18 protein-coding genes are annotated in these 18,938 nt (G+C 57.7%); 7 read left to right on the forward strand and 11 right to left on the reverse strand.

What is annotated here, in order from left to right; all coding sequences use genetic code 11:
• Positions 1-148: 148 nt before the first annotated feature.
• Positions 149-766, reverse strand: a complete 618-nt coding sequence (locus PG888_RS08035; RefSeq protein ID WP_005341942.1) for a c-type cytochrome — start codon at positions 764-766, stop codon at positions 149-151.
• 142 nt (positions 767-908) lie between these two features.
• Here PG888_RS08035 and yihA point away from each other — a divergent pair, with 142 nt between their 5' ends.
• Complete coding sequence (gene yihA, locus PG888_RS08040) at positions 909-1,565, forward strand: ribosome biogenesis GTP-binding protein YihA/YsxC (RefSeq protein WP_005341943.1); 657 nt, start codon at positions 909-911, stop codon at positions 1,563-1,565.
• A 776-nt stretch (positions 1,566-2,341) separates the two neighbouring features.
• On the opposite strand, the gene PG888_RS08045 is transcribed toward yihA, so the two are convergent.
• The 9 genes from PG888_RS08045 to PG888_RS08085 all read right to left on the reverse strand — a co-directional run bounded on the left by PG888_RS08045 (position 2,342) and on the right by PG888_RS08085 (position 9,103).
• The gene (locus PG888_RS08045) at positions 2,342-2,602 is read right to left on the reverse strand and encodes a DUF1488 domain-containing protein (RefSeq protein WP_182938679.1); all 261 of its coding nucleotides are present in this window, start codon (positions 2,600-2,602) and stop codon (positions 2,342-2,344) included.
• Positions 2,599-3,420, reverse strand: a complete 822-nt coding sequence (gene aroE / locus PG888_RS08050) for a shikimate dehydrogenase (protein ID WP_182938678.1) — start codon at positions 3,418-3,420, stop codon at positions 2,599-2,601. Before aroE ends, PG888_RS08045 begins: the two co-directional genes overlap by 4 nt.
• Positions 3,421-3,523: 103 nt before the next feature.
• Positions 3,524-4,432, reverse strand: coding sequence for an oxygen-dependent coproporphyrinogen oxidase (hemF, locus tag PG888_RS08055; protein ID WP_182938677.1), 909 nt, complete (start codon positions 4,430-4,432; stop codon positions 3,524-3,526).
• Positions 4,433-4,544: 112 nt separating this feature from the next.
• Positions 4,545-5,105: a Sua5/YciO/YrdC/YwlC family protein gene (locus PG888_RS08060; RefSeq protein WP_182938676.1), complete on the reverse strand. Its 561-nt coding sequence runs from the start codon at positions 5,103-5,105 to the stop codon at positions 4,545-4,547.
• Between the two features lie 132 nt (positions 5,106-5,237).
• A complete protein-coding gene (gene purE / locus PG888_RS08065) occupies positions 5,238-5,741 on the reverse strand; it encodes a 5-(carboxyamino)imidazole ribonucleotide mutase (protein ID WP_005339704.1) in 504 nt (167 codons plus the stop codon).
• Positions 5,742-5,815: 74 nt separating this feature from the next.
• A complete protein-coding gene (locus tag PG888_RS08070; protein ID WP_058052030.1) occupies positions 5,816-6,373 on the reverse strand; it encodes a DNA topoisomerase family protein in 558 nt (185 codons plus the stop codon).
• 55 nt (positions 6,374-6,428) lie between these two features.
• Positions 6,429-6,902, reverse strand: coding sequence for a DUF494 family protein (locus tag PG888_RS08075; RefSeq protein ID WP_042062407.1), 474 nt, complete (start codon positions 6,900-6,902; stop codon positions 6,429-6,431).
• Positions 6,895-8,010 (reverse strand): DNA-processing protein DprA, encoded by a 1,116-nt coding sequence (gene dprA, locus PG888_RS08080; RefSeq protein ID WP_182938675.1) that lies wholly within the window; start codon positions 8,008-8,010, stop codon positions 6,895-6,897. The genes PG888_RS08075 and dprA overlap by 8 nt, the downstream gene beginning before the upstream one ends.
• Before the next feature lies 1 nt (position 8,011).
• Positions 8,012-9,103, reverse strand: a complete 1,092-nt coding sequence (locus PG888_RS08085; protein ID WP_182938674.1) for a LysM peptidoglycan-binding domain-containing protein — start codon at positions 9,101-9,103, stop codon at positions 8,012-8,014.
• A 108-nt stretch (positions 9,104-9,211) separates the two neighbouring features.
• Between PG888_RS08085 and def the strand changes: the two genes are divergently transcribed.
• From def to PG888_RS08110, 5 genes are all read left to right on the forward strand, one after another.
• The gene (gene def, locus PG888_RS08090) at positions 9,212-9,724 is read left to right on the forward strand and encodes a peptide deformylase (RefSeq protein WP_042062412.1); all 513 of its coding nucleotides are present in this window, start codon (positions 9,212-9,214) and stop codon (positions 9,722-9,724) included.
• A gap of 12 nt (positions 9,725-9,736) precedes the next feature.
• On the forward strand, positions 9,737-10,681 hold the full coding sequence (fmt, locus tag PG888_RS08095) for a methionyl-tRNA formyltransferase (protein ID WP_182938673.1): 945 nt from the start codon (positions 9,737-9,739) through the stop codon (positions 10,679-10,681).
• 60 nt (positions 10,682-10,741) lie between these two features.
• Positions 10,742-12,034 carry a 16S rRNA (cytosine(967)-C(5))-methyltransferase RsmB gene (rsmB, locus tag PG888_RS08100; protein WP_111807273.1) on the forward strand — a complete coding sequence of 431 codons (1,293 nt, stop codon included), beginning with the start codon at positions 10,742-10,744 and terminating at the stop codon, positions 12,032-12,034.
• Positions 12,035-12,113: 79 nt separating this feature from the next.
• Entirely contained in the window at positions 12,114-13,490 is a 1,377-nt protein-coding gene (gene trkA, locus PG888_RS08105) for a Trk system potassium transporter TrkA (protein ID WP_042062417.1), read from the forward strand.
• Between the two features lie 96 nt (positions 13,491-13,586).
• Positions 13,587-15,029 carry a TrkH family potassium uptake protein gene (locus PG888_RS08110; RefSeq protein WP_042657333.1) on the forward strand — a complete coding sequence of 481 codons (1,443 nt, stop codon included), beginning with the start codon at positions 13,587-13,589 and terminating at the stop codon, positions 15,027-15,029.
• Between the two features lie 249 nt (positions 15,030-15,278).
• Here the strand turns inward: PG888_RS08110 and typA are convergent, their stop codons facing one another.
• Entirely contained in the window at positions 15,279-17,090 is a 1,812-nt protein-coding gene (gene typA / locus PG888_RS08115; RefSeq protein WP_042062420.1) for a translational GTPase TypA, read from the reverse strand.
• 352 nt (positions 17,091-17,442) lie between these two features.
• Here typA and glnA point away from each other — a divergent pair, with 352 nt between their 5' ends.
• Positions 17,443-18,852, forward strand: a complete 1,410-nt coding sequence (gene glnA, locus PG888_RS08120) for a glutamate--ammonia ligase (RefSeq protein ID WP_042062421.1) — start codon at positions 17,443-17,445, stop codon at positions 18,850-18,852.
• Positions 18,853-18,938 lie beyond the last annotated feature (86 nt).

The raw sequence follows: 18,938 nt of genomic DNA on the forward strand, positions 1-18,938 counted from the left end.
TATGCAATTTTATGAGCCTTGGCCTGCCTTGAGAATGGGAGATCTCTTACAGAACGGGGGGATTAAACCGAGAATTATCTGAAAACCATAAAAACAACGGGGAGCAAAGGCTCCCCGTTTCAACTCGAATCGACCGTATCTGACTATATCAGTGCAGACCCGCCACATATTTGGAGAGGGCTTCGATATCCTGATCAGTCAGTTTCTTGGCAACGTCCCGCATCATGCCATTCGGATCGTTGTCACGTGTCCCGGCACGGAATGCGGTGAGCTGAGCCTTGATATAGGCAGGATGCTGGCCGGACAGGCTTGGATACTTCGCCTGTTCGACACCCGAGCCACGGGGACCATGGCAAGCCGTACAGGCTGCCAGACCGCGACTCATGTCACCACCCATATAGAGTGCCTTGCCCGCTTCGACCACGTCGTCAGGGACAGCGATCGGGGTAACCTTCAGGCCGGAGAAGTAAGCCGCCAGGTCATCCATGTCCTGTTCCGACAAAGGTAACGCCATCGGCCCCATCACTGGCGCAACCCGGCCAATTTGACCAGAAGCGGCAGCCTTCAGTTCAACTAACTGCTTTTTGATATATGATGCGTGCTGACCAGCAATTTTGGGGTACATATCAACCAGGCTGTTTCCGTCCGGTCCATGACAAGCCGCACAAACGGCAGCCTTGGTCTGTCCCGCAGCGGCATCGCCCTTGGCTTGTGCCATCCCCGTTACGCCAACCATCAGAGCAAGAGTAATGACTAGGTTCTTCATGGCGTTCCAACTTTTCGTTATTAGGCTTCCAGATCCCATGCCGCTGAAGGCATGTTAAAATAAACGCGTTTAAGCGACGCTATTTTACACCATTTTACAAAAAAGTAACTCTATAACCCTCTATCTCCATGGGGAATTTACGTTGGATACACAAACTCTGAATTTCAATAAGGTGCATTTTGTGACCAGCGCACCCGACATCCGTCACCTGCCAAATGATGGGGGTGTCGAGATCGCGTTTGCCGGCCGTTCCAACGCCGGTAAGTCATCTGCATTGAACACCTTAACCAAACACAAGAACCTGGCGCGTACCAGTAAGACACCCGGTCGTACCCAGCTGATCAACCTGTTTGAGCTGGAACCGGGCAAGCGTCTGGTCGACTTGCCGGGTTATGGTTATGCGCAAGTTCCGCTGGAAATGAAGCTCAAGTGGCAAAAGTCACTGGCAGAGTATCTGCAGCGCCGTGAGTCATTGAAAGGTCTGGTGATCCTGATGGACATCCGCCACCCGCTCAAAGATACCGACATGAACATGCTGGAGTGGAGCTCACACCGTCAGTTGCCCGTCATGCTGCTGCTGACCAAGGCCGACAAACTGAGCCCGGGTCCGCGCAACAACCAGGTGATCAAGGTGCGCCAGGCCGTTGCCAACCTTGGTTCCCAGATCCAGGTTGAAGCCTTCTCCTCCCTCACCCATATCGGTGTGGAGAAGCTGGCGCAAACCCTGACCGAATGGTATGTCAGTGGTGACGATACCGACCTGCTGGACGCTGACGAACAGCAACCTGTCGAGGAGTAATCCACTCCTCGCTTTCCTTGCAATTGGCGGAGCACTCCTCCGCTGATTGAAAGGGTTTCAGATTGCCGCTTTCACCTGCCTCACGACTAATACCCCGCATTCGGCCCCCCAGTTATATCCATTATTGCTTACAGTTCATATAGATAGATCGTTAATTCATAGTGGGAATTAACTTAAGGATGCGTTGATAGCGTTTTCAAATCTGTTCTTTCAAAACGAACCAAAATTACAAAAAGAGACCAAAATGAAATTTAATTACAAGATCTAACCGAGAGGGATAAAAATGAGGCCGGACGACAGTGATGCCATCCAGCCTGAAATAATAAGTTCAAAAAATTGGGAAGAAGCTGAATCTTGAGTACCAGACGACAGGTATTCCTCAAGAAGCAGCCTCATTCTATCAAATACATCGCCAATTTAAAGCATTTACTCTAAATGCCGCGCATAAAAAAACACCCCGACGAGAACCTCATCGGGGCAGCTATTCAGCCACATTCAATTACGTGAAATAAAAGGTCTGAAAGATAGAACATCTTACCTCTGTACCCTACGCAGACAACTGTACAGCAAAGCAGCAGAAAGTGAAAGTAATTTATGTAATTTAGTTTCACGGCTTATTGCTTAAGAAAAAATCTTTTATTTTCATGCAGATAAAAAAATCCCCAGTACGAATACCGGGGAGTTATAAAGGTGACTAGCTAGCACTTCCTCAACTATCTAGTTAGTCAGCGCCATTTCAAAGTAGTTCCGCTACAAAACAAAAAAACTTTGAAAAATCAGAGATAGATAGCGCCATCCTCAGCAAACTCTTGTTCTTCAATGAGTTTTTCAGCCAGATCTTCAATATCAAAACGCACGCTTTCGAAGGCTCTGACGATGTCATCCTCCCTCGTCAGCACCAGACCGGTTATTTTCTCCAGTCGCCGCTGGCTGATGTAACAATCTATCAGTGCCCCCATCTGCTGGGCGGGAAAGCGAACCCGCTGTTCGCCAGCCTGCCACTCCATCAGATCGGGAAACAGAATACTCTGGTTCATATCACCCCCAAGTTACGCTTCAATTCTCTCAATACCTGTTTAGTCCCGGGACGAATTCCGCGCCACACGGTAAACGCTTCGGCGGCCTGTTCCACCAGCATGCCGAGTCCATCCATGGTTTGGCGGGCTCCCTGCTGTTTGGCCCAACTAATAAACGCCGTATCCGATGAGCCATACATCATGTCGTAGATGGCAATATCAGCGTGGATAAGGGCGGGTGCCAACGGCGGCAGCTCCCCTTGCAAACTAGCAGACGTAGAGTTGATGATGAGATCGAACGGCCCTGCCAACTGCTCATAGGTCTGGGCGGTCACGGGCCCCAGATCGTGGAATTCGGTAGCCAGCTGCTGCGCTTTTGTGTGCGTACGGTTGGCAATCACCAGATCGCTCGGCAGCTCTGCTAGCAGCGGCGCCAATGCACCGCGAGCCGCACCGCCAGCCCCCAGCAGCAAGATCCGGCTATCCGCCAGTGTCACACCATGGGACTTGAGATCGGCAACCAATCCGGCGCCATCGGTGTTATCCCCCAGCAACACGCCATCATCGGTCAGCTTGATGGTATTGACCGCGCCCGCCCGCTTGGCCCTCGGGCTCAACCGATCGACCAGAGTGAATGCCTGCTCCTTGAAGGGAACGGTGACATTGCACCCCTTGCCCCCTTGGGCAAAAAAGGCCCGCAGGGTTTGGGCAAACTCGTCGACGGCGGGTTCAGCCAGCCCATACTCCAGCTCTTGCTGGGTTTGTCTGGCAAACAGGGTATGAATGAAGGGGGACTTGCTGTGGCGCACCGGGTGGCCAAAAACCAGATAACGATCCATCAAAGAGTTCCATCAGAGGGCAATATTCCGATTTAACGGGTTTTCGCACTCGGGAACAAGCCGAATATCGGCCAGTAAAAAGGGGCCATCATGGCCCCTCGAGTCACAACCACTCTCGCGGCGTGAGGTAATCGGTGTAGAGCAAGGCTTCAGGAGTGCCCGCCTCCGGCAGCCAGTCATACTCCCAACGTGCCAGCGGTGGCATCGACATCAGGATCGACTCGGTACGTCCACCGGTCTGCAGCCCGAACAGGGTGCCTCGGTCATACACCAGATTGAACTCCACATAACGACCGCGACGATAGAGCTGGAACTCCCGCTCCCGCTCTCCATAGGGCAGTGCCTTGCGTCGTTCGATGATCGGCAGGTAGGCATCGAGATAACCCCGACCGACCGCCTGCATAAAGGCAAAGCAGTCAGCAAAAGGCCAGCGATTCAGATCGTCGAAGAAGAGACCGCCCACCCCCCTTGTCTCATTGCGATGCTTGAGGAAGAAGTAGCGATCGCACCAGGATTTGAACTCGGGGTAGATCTCATCACCAAAGGGCAGGCAGAGATCATGGGAGACCTGATGCCAGTGCTGCACATCCTCGGCAAACGGGTAGAAGGGCGTCAAATCGAAGCCACCACCAAACCACCAGATCGGCTCTTCACCTTCCTTCTCGGCGATGAAGAAACGGACATTGGCGTGACTGGTCGGCACATAGGGGTTGTGCGGATGGATCACCAACGACACGCCCATCGCCTCGAACTTGCGACCGGCCAACTCGGGCCGATGGGCTGTAGCAGAGGCAGGCATGGCATCGCCATAGACATGGGAGAAGTTGACGCCCCCCTGCTCGATCACCGCACCGTGGCGCAGCACGCGGGTGCGACCACCACCACCGCCTTCACGGCTCCAGGCATCTTCCACAAAGTGTCCGGCACCGTCGGCCTGCTCCAGACCACGGCAGATCTCATCCTGCAACTGCAACAGGAAGGCCTTGACCTGGGCCACATCCGGTTTGCTCATCTTGTCTCCAGTCAGGCAGGATCGTAAACGCCCTGTCCATTTTTATAGTTGAATCAATCCGGTGAGCTCACCGCCCAGCGGATTGATGGCAAATCATGATGCATCCGCCCACTCAGGAGGGGCGAATAATGGCGCCGGTACGGGCGTCCTTGATCTCGGATGGGTTGGCTTGCCCCCCCACCTCACCGGGCAGGATATAGGCCAACTTGCTGGCCAGCAGCTCACCGATATCGGCCACCCGACGGGCTGGCTCCTCACCGGTCAGGTTGGCACTGGTCGAGACCAGCGGCTTGCCAAAGGCGCGGCACAACGCCTGCACCTGAGGATGAGCCGTCACGCGTACCGCCAGGGTCTCGAACTGCCCGGTCAGCCAGGCCGGCGTCGTCTCACGGGCAGGCATGATCCAGGTAAAGGGGCCGGGCCAGCTGGCTTCAACCCGAGCCAACTGCTCATCGCTAAGCTGACTCAGATCGATGTAATCCTGCAATTGCGCCACGTCGGCGGCAATCAGGATCAGCCCCTTCTCTACCGGACGCTGTTTGATGGCCAGCAGTCGCTGCACCGCAACTTCGGAGTCGGGATCACAACCCAGACCAAACACGGCCTCGGTCGCATAAGCAATCACCCCTTCCTGTTGGAGGGCTGCAACCGCCTGTTCAAATTCATTTGGCATAGGAAAAATGCGGCAGCCTGGCTGCCGCCTCGTCACTTAGTAGCAAGTTGAATCAGTATGGCGGCGACCATGGCAACGTGACGTGTTGCTGTAGACAGAAAATACGACACATCCGGATCGCCACCCGTTCACTTACTTGAGTTGAGCCTGCAGGGCAGCATCCTTGGCCATCACCTCTTCAGCATTCTTCTGGCGTTCGGCCCGAACCTTGGCCGCCAGTTCATCATCGGCTACTGCCAGCATCTGGGCCGCCAGATAACCTGCGTTCTTGGCACCGGCCTTGCCGATCGCCACGGTCGCCACCGGTACACCACCCGGCATCTGCACGGTGGAGAGCAGTGCATCCAGCCCCTTGAGCGGGCCACCATCGATGGGCACCCCGATCACAGGACGAGTCGTGATGCCGGCTACGGCACCCGCCAGATGCGCCGCCAGACCGGCTGCACAGATAAAGACCTTGCAGCCACGGGCCTCGGCATCGGTCACATACTGATGGGTCGCAGCCGGCGTGCGGTGCGCGGAGGTGACTTTGACTTCCACTGCGATATCAAATGACTTGAGCACCTCAAGGGTGGTCTGCATCACGGGGAAATCAGAATCAGAGCCCATCAATACGGCAACAAAGGGTTTATTCATGGTGGGAATTTCCTTACTCCAAGTGGGGGGTTGAAGTTCGCCGAAAACGTTTCAATCCGGTTGCGGCGGCGGGATTATACCTGCTCACTTTGGTGGCCGCATTTCTTTTGCGGACAGACCCAGCGCAGCGTTCCCCTCACTTTTTTCTCGATCATGATGCCCCAGCCACACGCGGGACAAGGCATGGGGATCGGCTTGTCGTTCACCACATATTTACAATGGGGATAGCCATCACAGGAGTAAAACTGCTTGCCGTAGCGGGAGGTGCGGCCCACCAGATGGCCCTTGCCGCACTCGGGGCAGAGGATCTGGGTATCGTCGCTCTCCTGCAGGGATTCGATATGCTGACATGCCGGATAGTGGGTACAGCCGACAAACAGACCGTAACGCCCCTTCTTGATCGCCAGCGGCTGTCCGCAATCGGGACAGGCAGAGCCTTCGAGCACCTTTTCGATGTCGCGGCCAGATGGCGTCAAGGAACGAATGTAATCACAGGCAGGGTAAGCAGAGCAGCCGAGAAAGGGACCATGTTTGCCCTGGCGGATCACCAGCTCGGCCCCGCACTGCGGGCACAGCTCGCGCTCGAAGGCATGTTCGTGGGCTGAAAAGAGGTGATGATCGATTTTTGACATGGGCCGCGCCTTGAAATCCAGATGGTCTGAATTCTACCAGCGCGGCACCGGACTGTCAGTGGATGACGCCGTCTGACTCATCAAACACCAGCTCTTCCATCTGCTGGTAGGCATTTTCACTGCCCGGTACGTTAAACAGCACCATCATGACGACCCACTTCAGGTCATCCAGCTCGATATCCGGCTTGTCCAGCTCGAGCAGGCGCTCGATACAGATCTCGCGGGTTTCGGCATTCAGCACCTGGGCCTGTTCCAGAAAGAGCAGGAAGCCGCGGCACTCGGTGCTGAGGCGTGCCAGCTCTTGCGGGGCATAGATACGCATCGAGCCTTGCGCGCTGGCGGTGACATAGACCTCCCGCTCGCTATCGTGCAGATTGGCCAGTCGCTCCAGCCAGTCGAGCGCCTTGTCGATTTCGGCTTTATCGAAACCGGCCCGGCTCAGCTCGTCGGTGAGCTCATCCTGCTCGACCATCACATCTGCATCGCTGTGGATGTAGGTCTCGAAAAGGTACATCAATACATCAAACATGATTCGCCCTCCTCGCTCTGACGTATCCACCGGCTACCGCTATCACTGCACCGGCCAGCTCCAGCTCTACCAACCTGCCCAATACCACTTCGACAGGAAGCTGGGCCCGCTCGGCGACGGTATCCACGCTCGTGGTCTCATAATCTACGTTATCCAACAAATCGGCATAAGGCAATTCGCTATTATGCGGTTGCTCAGATGATGTAACCGACGGATGTGGCCGTGCGACCCACTCTGGCAGCTCTTCCACTATATCGGCCGCACTCAGCACAAGTTTGGCTCCCTGCTGAATTAATCTGTTGCACCCTATCGCCTGGGCATTTTGTGGAGCGCCAGGAACCGCAAACACGTCGCGCCCCTGCTCCAGCGCATAGCGGGCGGTGATCAGCGAACCGCTCTGCTCGGTCGCCTCCACCACCAGGGTTCCCAGCGACAGACCACTGATAATACGGTTGCGACGCGGAAAATGTTCAGCTAACGGCCCTTTGTCAGGCGCCAGCTCGGAGATAAGCAAACCACCATTCTCCAGAATCTGGCCAGCCAGCCCCTGATGACGTTTGGGATAGAGGCTATCAAGACCCGAGCCCAGCACTGCGAGGGTGATACCGCCAGCAGCCAGTGCCTGCTGATGGCAAATACCATCGATACCTAGCGCAAGGCCCGAGGTAATGGCCAACCCGCACCCAACCAACTCGCTACAGAGGCGGGACGCATTATCCTTGCCTGCGTAGGTGGGATGGCGCGTCCCCACCATCGCCAGCTGAGGCAAGGACAAGGCGGCGAGATCGCCGCGACAGTAGAGCAACAAGGGGGCTGCGGGGATCTCCCGCAGCAAAGAGGGGTAAACCGGGTGATCTTGCGGAATAAGGACGTTGCCAGGCAAAGCGGCCCAAGCCAGGCTCTGCTCAACAATCGGCGAGGGCCAACGCAGTTGCTTGATCTGCTCTGACGATAGCCCCATGCCATGCAGTTGCGCTTCATCGCACTGGAACAGGGCATCAATGCTTCCCCCAACCAGCTCCAGCAGGCGGGTTGCGGTCACCGGACCGATACCGGTAACCGCATCAAGGGTTAACCAGAGCGCCAGACGCTCGTCGGGGTAGCTCACGTCAGAAGTGAGTGACCTGATAACCCGAACTCACCATGTCGTTACTCTGCATGATGAGGCCGTAACTCACCTTGTCATACACCTTGAACAACATGACGCGGGCAATCGCTTCGGAAGGCAGTGGTGTCTTCTTGTTGCTGCTGTAAAACACCTTGTTGTAGACCGATGAGAGTTCCTTGTACTGCACATCGCCATTTTTGGTCACCAAGGCAGCACCGGGCCGCCTGACATCCAGCACATCCCCGGCGACCAGTTGATCACGACCACCCCGATTGATCAGCACCACATCAAACTTGCCACCGCCCCGGGTCTTGTTCGGCAAGTCGATGATATAACCCGGCGTGATAGCGGGTGCAGCCTTCGGCGTGAAGACGGCGGGCATGTTCTCCTGAGCGGGCAGCGGCATCACCTTGTCGCCCTGCAGCACCTCCCGCTGATTATGAGTCAGCGTCACTTCGGTCCGGTCACCATCAAGACGCGCCACAGCCCGTACCACACCGGCAAAGATGGCCTCCTGGCCAAGTTGTTCACCGGTTTCACGATCTTTGTAGACCACCCCCGGGTGATAGATGCCATACATCTGGCCAGGCGTCAGGGAGCCCTGAACATAGAGGGTGTCCCCCTCCAGCATGCCGATATGTTTCTGGTCCGAGCCCAGCAGATAAGGCAGGGTTTTCTGCTGCTGGCTGTCTGCCAGAATATGGTCGGTTTGCAAGAAGGGGCCGATCTCGCTGATGGGCAGGGTCGGAATGGGGTTGGCCTTGTTCTCGTAACGGGTTTTCGGACCGAGACGGATAACTTGCTTGCCCCCCTGCATCGCCTTGCCGAGCCGGGGTTCACCATTGACCCAGCTCAGGTGCAGCACATCACCGGGGTAGATCCAGTGAGGATTGGCAATCTGCGGATTGATGTTCCAGAGCCGGGGCCACAGCCAGGGCTCGGAGAGATACTTGCCGGAGATATCCCACAGGGTGTCGCCTTTTTGCACCACATAGCTTTCGGGATAGCCCGCTTTTAGCCTCAGCTGGTCGGCCAGAGCGGAGTGGCTCACGGTCACCAGCAGGCAGGCGAGGATGGTTTGCTTCAGATACATAACACTCCCTGTTACTTCTGCACGCAAAGTGTTGCTGTTTTTTGTCGGCGTAAATGACTAGAATTACGCCAATATTGACTGCATTTATACGAAACTAAAGAAAAAACTATGGCCATTCTAGATGTATTGCGTTTTCCCGATGAACGCCTGCGCACTGTCGCAGCCCCTGTCGAGACCTTTACACCCGAGTTACAACAGATTGTAGATGATATGTTCGAAACTATGTATGCGGAGGAAGGCATTGGCCTGGCCGCAACTCAGGTCGACGTTCATCAACGCATCATAGTGATCGATGTCTCTGAAAACCGTGAAGATCCTCTGGTATTGATCAATCCGGAGATCATCGAGCAGTGCGGCAGCACCGGCATCGAAGAGGGTTGCCTCTCCGTGCCCGGCAGTCGTGCTCTGGTGCCGCGCGCCGAACAGGTCAAAATCCGCGCGCTGGATCGCAACGGCAAGCCGTTCGAGCTGGAAGCCGACGATCTGCTCGCCATCTGCATCCAGCATGAGATGGATCATCTGGTCGGCAAGTTGTTCGTGGATTACCTGTCCCCGCTCAAGCGCCAGCGCATTCGCCAGAAGCTGGAAAAGATGGCCCGTGAAGATCGCAAAGTCCTCTGAGGATCTGCCCCATTGAATAAGCTGAAACTGATTTTTGCCGGTACTCCCGACTTCGCCGCCCGTCACCTGGCGGCGTTGTTGTCTTCCGACCACGAGGTCGTTGCCGTTTATACCCAGCCGGACAAGCCCGCCGGTCGTGGTCAGAAGCTCACTGCCAGCCCGGTCAAAGAGCTGGCCCTGACCCACAATCTGCCGGTTTACCAGCCCGCATCCCTGCGCAAAGAAGAGGCGCAAGCCGAACTGGCTGCTCTGGGTGCCGACCTGATGGTCGTCGTGGCCTATGGCCTGATCCTGCCCAAGGTGGTGCTCGATACCCCGCGTCTGGGCTGTATCAACGTCCATGGCTCCCTGCTGCCCCGCTGGCGCGGCGCGGCACCGATCCAGCGTGCCATCTGGGCGGGCGATAACGAAACCGGCGTCACCATCATGCAGATGGATGTGGGGCTGGATACCGGCGCCATGATCCGCAAGGTGAGCTGCCCCATAGCCGCCGATGACACCTCCGCCAGCCTCTATGACAAGCTGGCCGAGCTGGGCCCGCAGGCGCTGGTCGACACCATCAATGCCATGGCCGCCGGTGAAACCGCTGCCGAGGCGCAAGATGATGCGCAGGCAAACTACGCCGAAAAGCTCTCCAAGGAAGAGGCCCGCATCGACTGGTCGATGGAGGCTGTTGCCATCGAACGCTGCATCCGTTCGTTCAACCCCTGGCCAATCAGCTGGTTTGAAGTCGCCGGCCAAACGATCAAGGTGTGGCAAGCAGCAGTGCTGGACAGTGACCACGGCCAACCCGCCGGCACCCTGCTCAAGGCCGACAAACAGGGGATCGACATCGCCACCGGCAAAGGGGTACTGCGCCTGCTGACCCTGCAACCGCCCGGCAAGAAGGCCATGTCCGTTTCGGATCTGCTCAACTCTCGCCGCGACTGGTTTGAACCCGGCACGCAATTGAATTGAACTGGATTGAATTGACACAAGCGGGGCCCAGGCCCCGACTTGCGCATCTAAGGTAACTCTATGAAAACACGTGCACAGGCCGCTCTCGTTATTCAACAGGTGCTGGATCAGGGTCAATCCCTCTCTGCTGTTCTGCCTGCTGCCCAGGAGAAGGTCGCGCCTCGCGATCGCGCTCTCCTGCAAGAACTCTGCTACGGCACCCTGCGCTGGCTGCCCCGCCTCGATGCGGCAGTCAACGAGATGATGGACAAGCCGCTCAAGAACAAGAGCCGCATTTTCCACTACCTCATCCTGGTCGGTCTCTATCAGCTCATCTACACCCGCATTCCGGCTCACGCCGCGGTGGCGGAGACCGTCAACGCCGTCAAACTGCTCAAGGGCACCTCCCTGCGTGGCCTCATCAACGGCGTACTGCGCAACTTCCAGCGCAGCGCCGAAGTCATTCTGCTGCGCATCGACCGAGTCCCCAGCATTCGCCTCGGTCATCCGGAGTGGCTCACCAAACGGCTGCGTCAGGCCTATCACGATGAGTGGGAATTCATCATGGAGGCGAACAACCAGCGCCCCCCCATGTGGATCCGCAACAATAGCCAGCGCCAGAGCCGCGATGCCATGCTGGCCCGCATGGCCGACGTCGGCATCAATGCCGTGGCCGGTGAAGAGGGCGAGGATTGCATCCTGCTGGAGCGCCCTTGCGACGTGACCAAGCTGCCCGGCTTCGAGGTCGGTGACTGCTCGGTACAGGATGGTGCAGCACAACAGGCTGCGGCACTGCTCGACCCGCAACCGGGTGAGTGGGTGCTGGATGCCTGCGCAGCCCCTGGCGGTAAGACCGCCCATCTGCTGGAGCGTCAACCCAAGCTGGCTGGCGTGGTTGCCGTCGATGCCGACGAAAACCGCCTCAAGCGGGTGCAGGAGAACCTGGACCGCATCGGCCTGACCGCCAAGGTGATCCACGGCGATGCCGCGGCACCGGAACAGTGGTGGCCGGAGGGTCAGTTCGATCGCATTCTGCTGGATGCCCCCTGCTCCGCCACCGGCGTGATCCGCCGCCACCCCGACATCAAGTGGCTGCGCCGTGATCAGGACATTCGCGAGCTGGCCGAGCTGCAGCGCCGCATTCTCAATGCCCTCTGGGGCAAGCTGAAGAGCGGCGGCACCCTGCTCTACGCCACCTGCTCCGTATTGCCGGAAGAGAACCGCGAACAGATCCGCGCCTTCCTTGCGGCGACCAAAGATGCCAAATTGGTGCCGTTGCACGAACAGGACACCCCGGACTGCCCGGGTCGCCAGTTCCTGCCGGGTGAAGCCGAGATGGATGGCTTCTACTACGCCAAACTGTTCAAGCTGTGAGTCTGGCCAGCTTCTTCCGGGGTGGCCGCCATGCTGACGGCACGCCCCTTTACTGCATCAACGTGAGTAGACGTTCCCTATGAAAATCATCATTTTGGGAGCCGGCCAGGTCGGCGGCACCCTGGCTGAGAACCTGGCCGGGGAGAACAACGACATCACCATCGTCGATACCGACAGCGAACGGCTGCGCGAGCTTCAGGACAAGTTTGACCTGCGGGTGGTCAACGGTCACGGCGCCCACCCCAGAGTGCTGCGCGAAGCGGGGGCCCAGGATGCTGACATGCTGGTTGCCGTCACCAACAGTGACGAGACCAACATGATCGCCTGTCAGGTCGCCTACTCCCTGTTCAACACCCCGAACAAGGTGGCGCGGATCCGCTCGCCCGCCTATCTGACCGAGCGGGATCGTCTGTTCCTGCCGGAATCGGTGCCGGTGGATCACCTGATCGCGCCGGAACAGCTGGTGACCGATTATGTGCGTCGCCTGATCGAGTATCCGGGCGCCCTGCAGGTAGTTGATTTTGCAGGTGGTCGCGTCGGTCTGGTGGCGGTAAAGGCCTACTACGGTGGCCCGCTGGTGGGCAATGCCCTCTCCACCCTGCGCGAGCACATGCCCAACATCGAAACTCGGGTAGCGGCCATCTTCCGTCAGGGCCGCCCGATCCGTCCGCAAGGCACCACCATCATCGAAGCGGATGACGAGGTCTTCTTCGTTGCCGCCGCGGGCCATATCCGCGCCGTGATGTCTGAGCTGCAGCGCCTCGAGAGCCCCTACCGCCGCATCATGATCGTCGGGGGCGGCAACATCGGCGCTGGCCTCGCCCGCCAGCTGGAGAAGCGTTACAGCGTCAAGCTTATCGAGCGCAACCAGAAGCGGGCGGAGCAGCTCTCCGAACTGCTGGAGAACACCATCGTCTTCTGCGGCGATGCGGCGGATCAGGAGCTGCTGGCCGAGGAGCACATCGATCAGATCGACGTCTTCATCGCCGTGACCAACGAGGACGAGGCCAACATCATGTCGGCGCTGCTCGCCAAGAAGATGGGCGCCAAGAAGACCATGGTGCTGATCCAGCGCGGCGCCTACGTGGATCTGGTGCAGGGTGGCTCCATCGATATCGCCATCTCGCCGCAGCAGGCCACCATCTCGGCCCTGTTGACCCACGTGCGCCGGGCCGATATCGCCAACGTCTACAGCCTGCGCCGCGGTGCGGCCGAGGCGATCGAGGCGATCGCCCACGGCGACGAGAACACCTCCAAGGTGGTCGGCAAGACGGTGGGCGAACTCAAGCTGCCGCCGGGCACCACCATCGGTGCCGTGGTACGCGGGGATGAGGTGCTTATCGCCCACGATCGCACCAAGATCCAGCAGGATGACCACGTGGTCATGTTCCTGGTGGACAAGAAGTACATCCCGGAAGTGGAGCGGCTGTTCCAGCCAAGCCCCTTCTTCCTGTAACGTCTTCATGCGCACAGGCTGTCAAACCAGACCCGGCTCAGCTCCTCCAAGGGGATGGTCCGGGTCTTTTGTTAATCAACGACCAGGTTATCGAACATGATCAAGCTGCGTCCCATTATCTTCACCCTGGGGCTGGTGCTCTCCAAGCTGGCGCTCTTCATGTGGCTGCCCACCTTGCTGGCACTGCTCACCGGGTCAGAGGGATTTGTCGAGTTTCTCAAGTCCGTGCTGATCACCCACGGCGCCGCCCTGCTCTGCCTCCACTACGGCCGCAAGGCGGAGTTTCATCTGGGGGTGCGGGAGATGTTCCTGCTCACCACCTCGGTCTGGGTGGTGGCCTGTGCCTTCGGCGCGCTGCCCTTTGTCTTCATCACCCACATCAACTTTACCGACGCCTACTTCGAGACCATGTCGGGAGTGACCACCACGGGCTCCACCGTGCTCTCCGGCCTCGACAACATGGCTCACAGCATCCTGTTGTGGCGATCCATCCTGCAGTGGCTGGGCGGGGTCGGCTTTATCGTGATGGCGGTTGCCGTACTGCCCTACCTCAACGTCGGCGGTATGAAGCTGTTCCAGACCGAGAGCTCGGACTGGTCAGACAAAAGCGCGCCGCGGGCCAAGACGGTGGCCAACAACATCGTTGTGGTCTATCTGGTGCTCTCCATGCTCTGCTTCATGGCCTACTGGGCCAGCGGCATGAACATGTTCGAGGCGATCAACCACGCCATGACCACCCTCAGTACCGGCGGCTACTCCACCTCCGATCAATCCATGTCCCACTTCTCCAACTCGGCACACTGGATTGGCACCCTGTTCATGTTCCTCGGCGGCCTGCCCTTCCTGCTCTATGTGCAGAGCCTCAACCACAGGGACTACAGCCTGTTCAAGGATGCCCAGGTGCGCGGCTTCTTCTGGCTGGTGGTGTGGGTCACCGCCATCATGACCCTCTATCTGTGGCAGCGGGATCTGTTCAGCTTTATGGATGCCCTGCGCATCAGCTGCTTCAACATCGTCTCGGTACTCACCACCACCGGCTTCGGTCTCGGTGACTTCGGCACCTGGGGCCCGCTCGCCAGCATCGTCTTCATCGTGCTGCTGGCACTCGGTGCCTGCTCAGGCTCCACTGCGGGTGGTCTGAAGATCTTCCGGGTGCAGGTGGCGTTTGCCCTGTTCAGAAAGCAGATGCGCCAGCTGATGCACCCCTCCGCCGTATTCCCGCAGAAATACAACGGCCGGACGGTCAATGACGCCATCATCCGCTCGATGATCTCCTTCGTGCTGGCCTACTTTGCTATCATTCTGGTGATCGCCGCGCTGCTGGCCGCCATCGGACTCGACCCCCTCACCTCCATCTCCAGCTCCATCACCGCCGTCGCCAACGTCGGCCCTGGCATGGGCCCTGTGGTTGGCCCCAGCACCAACTTTGCCAGCCTGCCGGAATCAGCCAAGTGGCTGTTGTCGTTTGGCATGCTGCTGGGACGGCTGGAGATCCTGACGGTCGCCGTGCTCTTCTTCCCCTCCTTCTGGCGCCAGTAACCCCTTACGGCATGTCAGCAAAAAGCCGCAGCGTTCACCCGCTGCGGCTTTTTTATCTCAAACATCCCCACGACTTAGCTCACCGCTTATCAGCCCGCTCATCATCCATTGCTGATGACCTGAACGACCTCACCAGGATGACCAGAGCGGATCACACGCATAAAAAAACGGACCCAAACCAGAGGTTTGGGTCCGTTTATCAGTGAACCGTCAGCAGCCGCGAGGGCTGCCGAGACTCAGCTCATGGCATTAACCACGGCCGGAGCGCTTGCGGTCCATCTCGGTCAGCAATTTCTTGCGGATACGGATGTTCTTCGGAGTCACTTCTACCAGTTCGTCGTTGTCGATGAACTCGAGAGCCTGTTCCAGAGTCATGCGGATCGGCGGAGTCAGCACTTGGGCTTCGTCGGTACCGGAGGCACGCATGTTGGTCAGCTGTTTGCCCTTCAGGCAGTTAACAGTCAGGTCGTTGGAACGGGAGTGAATACCGATCACCTGGCCTTCGTACACTTCGGTCGCGTGACCGATGAACAGACGACCGCGGTCTTGCAGACCGAACAGGGCGTAAGTCAGAGCCTTACCGGTTGCGTTGGAGATCAGCACGCCGTTCTGACGCTCGCCGATGCTGCCACCCTTGTGCGGACCGTAATGGTCGAAGGTGTGGTACAGCAGACCGGTACCGGAGGTCATGGTCATGAACTCGGTCTGGAAGCCGATCAGACCACGGCTCGGGATCATGAAGTCAAGACGGACACGACCCTTGCCATCCGGCGTCATGTTGGTCATTTCGCCTTTACGCAGACCCAGTTGCTCCATCACGGAACCCTGGTGCGCTTCTTCAACGTCCACAGTTACCGTTTCGAACGGTTCTTGCAGAACGCCGTCAACGGTACGCAGGATTACTTCCGGACGAGACACAGCCAGTTCGTAACCTTCGCGACGCATGTTTTCGATCAGGATGGAGAGGTGCAGCTCACCACGACCGGATACGCGGAATTTGTCCGGATCATCAGTCTCTTCCACGCGCAGGGCCACGTTGTGGACCAGCTCCTGGTTCAGACGCTCCAGAATGTTACGGGAGGTCACGAACTTGCCTTCTTTACCGGCGAACGGTGAGGTGTTGACCTGGAAGGTCATGTTCACGGTCGGCTCGTCAACGGAGAGCGGCGGCAGGGCTTCAACAGCACCGTTGTCACAGATGGTGTCGGAGATTTTCAGCTCGCCCAGACCGGTGATGGCGATGATGTCACCCGCTTGCGCGTCGGTAACTTCAGTACGGGACAGGCCCAGGTAACCCAGCACCTGGCCGACTTTACCGTTACGGGTTTTGCCGTCAGCACCAACGATGGTGACTTGCTGGTTGGTCTTGACGCGACCACGGGTGATACGGCCGATACCGATAACGCCGACGTAGGAGTTGTAATCCAGCTGGGAAATCTGCATCTGGAAACCACCGTCGGCATCCGCCGCCGGGGCTTCTACGTTGTCAACGATAGCCTGGAACAGCGGCTCCATGTTCTCGGACTCGACGTCCTGATCCATGGTGGCCCAACCGTTCAGTGCAGAGGCGTAAACAACTTTGAAATCCAGCTGTTCGTCAGTCGCGCCCAGGTTGTCGAACAGGTCGAATACCTGATCCATTACCCAGTCAGGACGAGCACCCGGACGGTCAATCTTGTTGATGACCACGATCGGCTTCAGACCCTGAGCGAACGCTTTCTGGGTCACGAAACGGGTTTGCGGCATCGGGCCATCTACGGCGTCAACCAGCAGCAGCACGGAGTCAACCATGGACAGTACGCGCTCAACTTCACCACCGAAGTCGGCGTGACCCGGGGTATCAACGATGTTGATGCGGTAGTCGTTCCAGCGGATCGCAGTGTTCTTGGCGAGAATGGTGATGCCACGTTCCCGTTCCAGATCATTGGAGTCCATGATCCGTTCCTGACCTTCGCTGGTGCGATCCAGAGTACCGGATTGCTGCAGCAGCTTATCAACCAGAGTCGTTTTGCCGTGGTCAACGTGCGCAATAATCGCAATATTGCGTAAATTCTCTAACATTCTCGCCTCAAATCACCGGGTAAAATTGGGCGCTAATTGTACTCTCGCCTTTGTGATCTGCCTAGCAGAATTGCAGTTCATTCGCGCACAACAACGGATCTGGATCATAGACCTCCCTGACAAACCCTGCTTAGATGGGCGGTGGCCGTATTTTGCGCACCATTACAGCGCACCAAAACGATCCACCACTGCACTAAATTGATGCAACACGAGTCGAGAACGCCTGATTTTGGGGAGCCTCATCAGCGGGATTGCCCTGAAATCAAGCTATCACAAACTTGGCACGATACTGGCTTATGTGAATGTGACGACGCATTCACCCAGAGAGTTTTAACACCGGAGGTTACTTAGCATGTCAGCCCAGAACGTATTGGCCCTGATCCAGGAACACGAAGTCAAGTTTGTTGATCTGCGCTTTACCGACACCAAGGGTAAAGAGCAGCATGTATCCATCCCTGCTCACCAGGTTGATGAAGATTTCTTCGAAGACGGCAAGATGTTCGATGGCTCCTCCATCGGCGGCTGGAAAGGCATCAACGAATCCGACATGGTACTGATGCCGGACGCAGCCTCCGCCAAGCTGGACCCGTTCACCGAAGAGACCACGCTGAACATCGTTTGTGACGTGCTGGAACCGGCCACCATGCAGGGCTACGACCGCGATCCGCGCTCCATTGCCAAGCGTGCAGAAGATTTCCTGAAGTCCAGCGGCATCGCTGACACCGTGCTGTTCGGGCCGGAGCCGGAATTCTTCATGTTCGACAACATCACTTTCTCCAACACCATGGGCCACAGCTTCGTGAAAATCGAATCTGAAGAAGCCGCATGGAACTCCGGTACGGCCTATGAGCATGGCAACAAGGGTCACCGTCCGTTCGTGAAAGGCGGTTACTTCCCGGTTGCACCGGTCGACTCCTCCCAGGATATCCGCGCCGCCATGTGTCTGGTGCTGGAAGAGATGGGCCAGGTCGTTGAAGCTCACCACCACGAAGTAGCCACTGCCGGTCAGAACGAGATCGCCACCCGCTTTAACACGCTTACGCTGAAAGCTGACGAAGTGCAGGTACTGAAGTACGTGATCCACAACGTGGCCCACGCCTACAACAAGACCGTCACCTTCATGCCGAAACCCATGTTCGGTGACAACGGCTCCGGCATGCACTGCCACCAGTCTCTGGCCAAGAACGGCGTCAACCTGTTCGCTGGCGACCTGTACGGCGGCCTGTCCGAGATGGCTCTGCACTACATCGGCGGTATCATCAAGCACGCCAAGGCCATCAACGCCTTCGCCAACCCGACCACCAACTCCTACAAGCGTCTGGTTCCGGGTTATGAAGCACCGGTCATGCTGGCCTACTCTGCCCGCAACCGCTCTGCTTCCATCCGTATCCCGGTAGTACCGAGCCCGAAAGCCCGTCGTATCGAAGTGCGCTTCCCGGATCCGGCTGCCAACCCGTACCTGGCCTTTGCAGCTCAGCTGATGGCCGGTCTGGACGGTATCATCAACAAGATCCATCCGGGCGATGCCATGGATAAGAACTTGTATGACCTGCCGCCGGAAGAAGCCGCAGAAGTGCCGACCGTTGCCGGTTCTCTGGACGAAGCGCTGGCTGCTCTGGATAGCGATCGCGAGTTCCTGACCCGTGGTGGCGTGTTCAGCGATGACTTCATCAACTCCTACCTGGAACTGAAACAGCAGGATGTTGACCGTGTGCGCATGACCCCGCACCCGCTGGAGTTCGAACTGTACTACTCCGTCTAAGCCAGAACAGGCTGCCCATTTAAATCCGGCCAGCTTGCTTAATCGTGACAAAACCCGCCATCTGGCGGGTTTTTTCTCTGATAGGA

It is taken from the genome of Aeromonas sp. QDB23, from assembly GCF_027707745.1.
In the GTDB taxonomy this organism is placed as follows: Bacteria; Pseudomonadota; Gammaproteobacteria; order Enterobacterales; family Aeromonadaceae; genus Aeromonas; species Aeromonas allosaccharophila.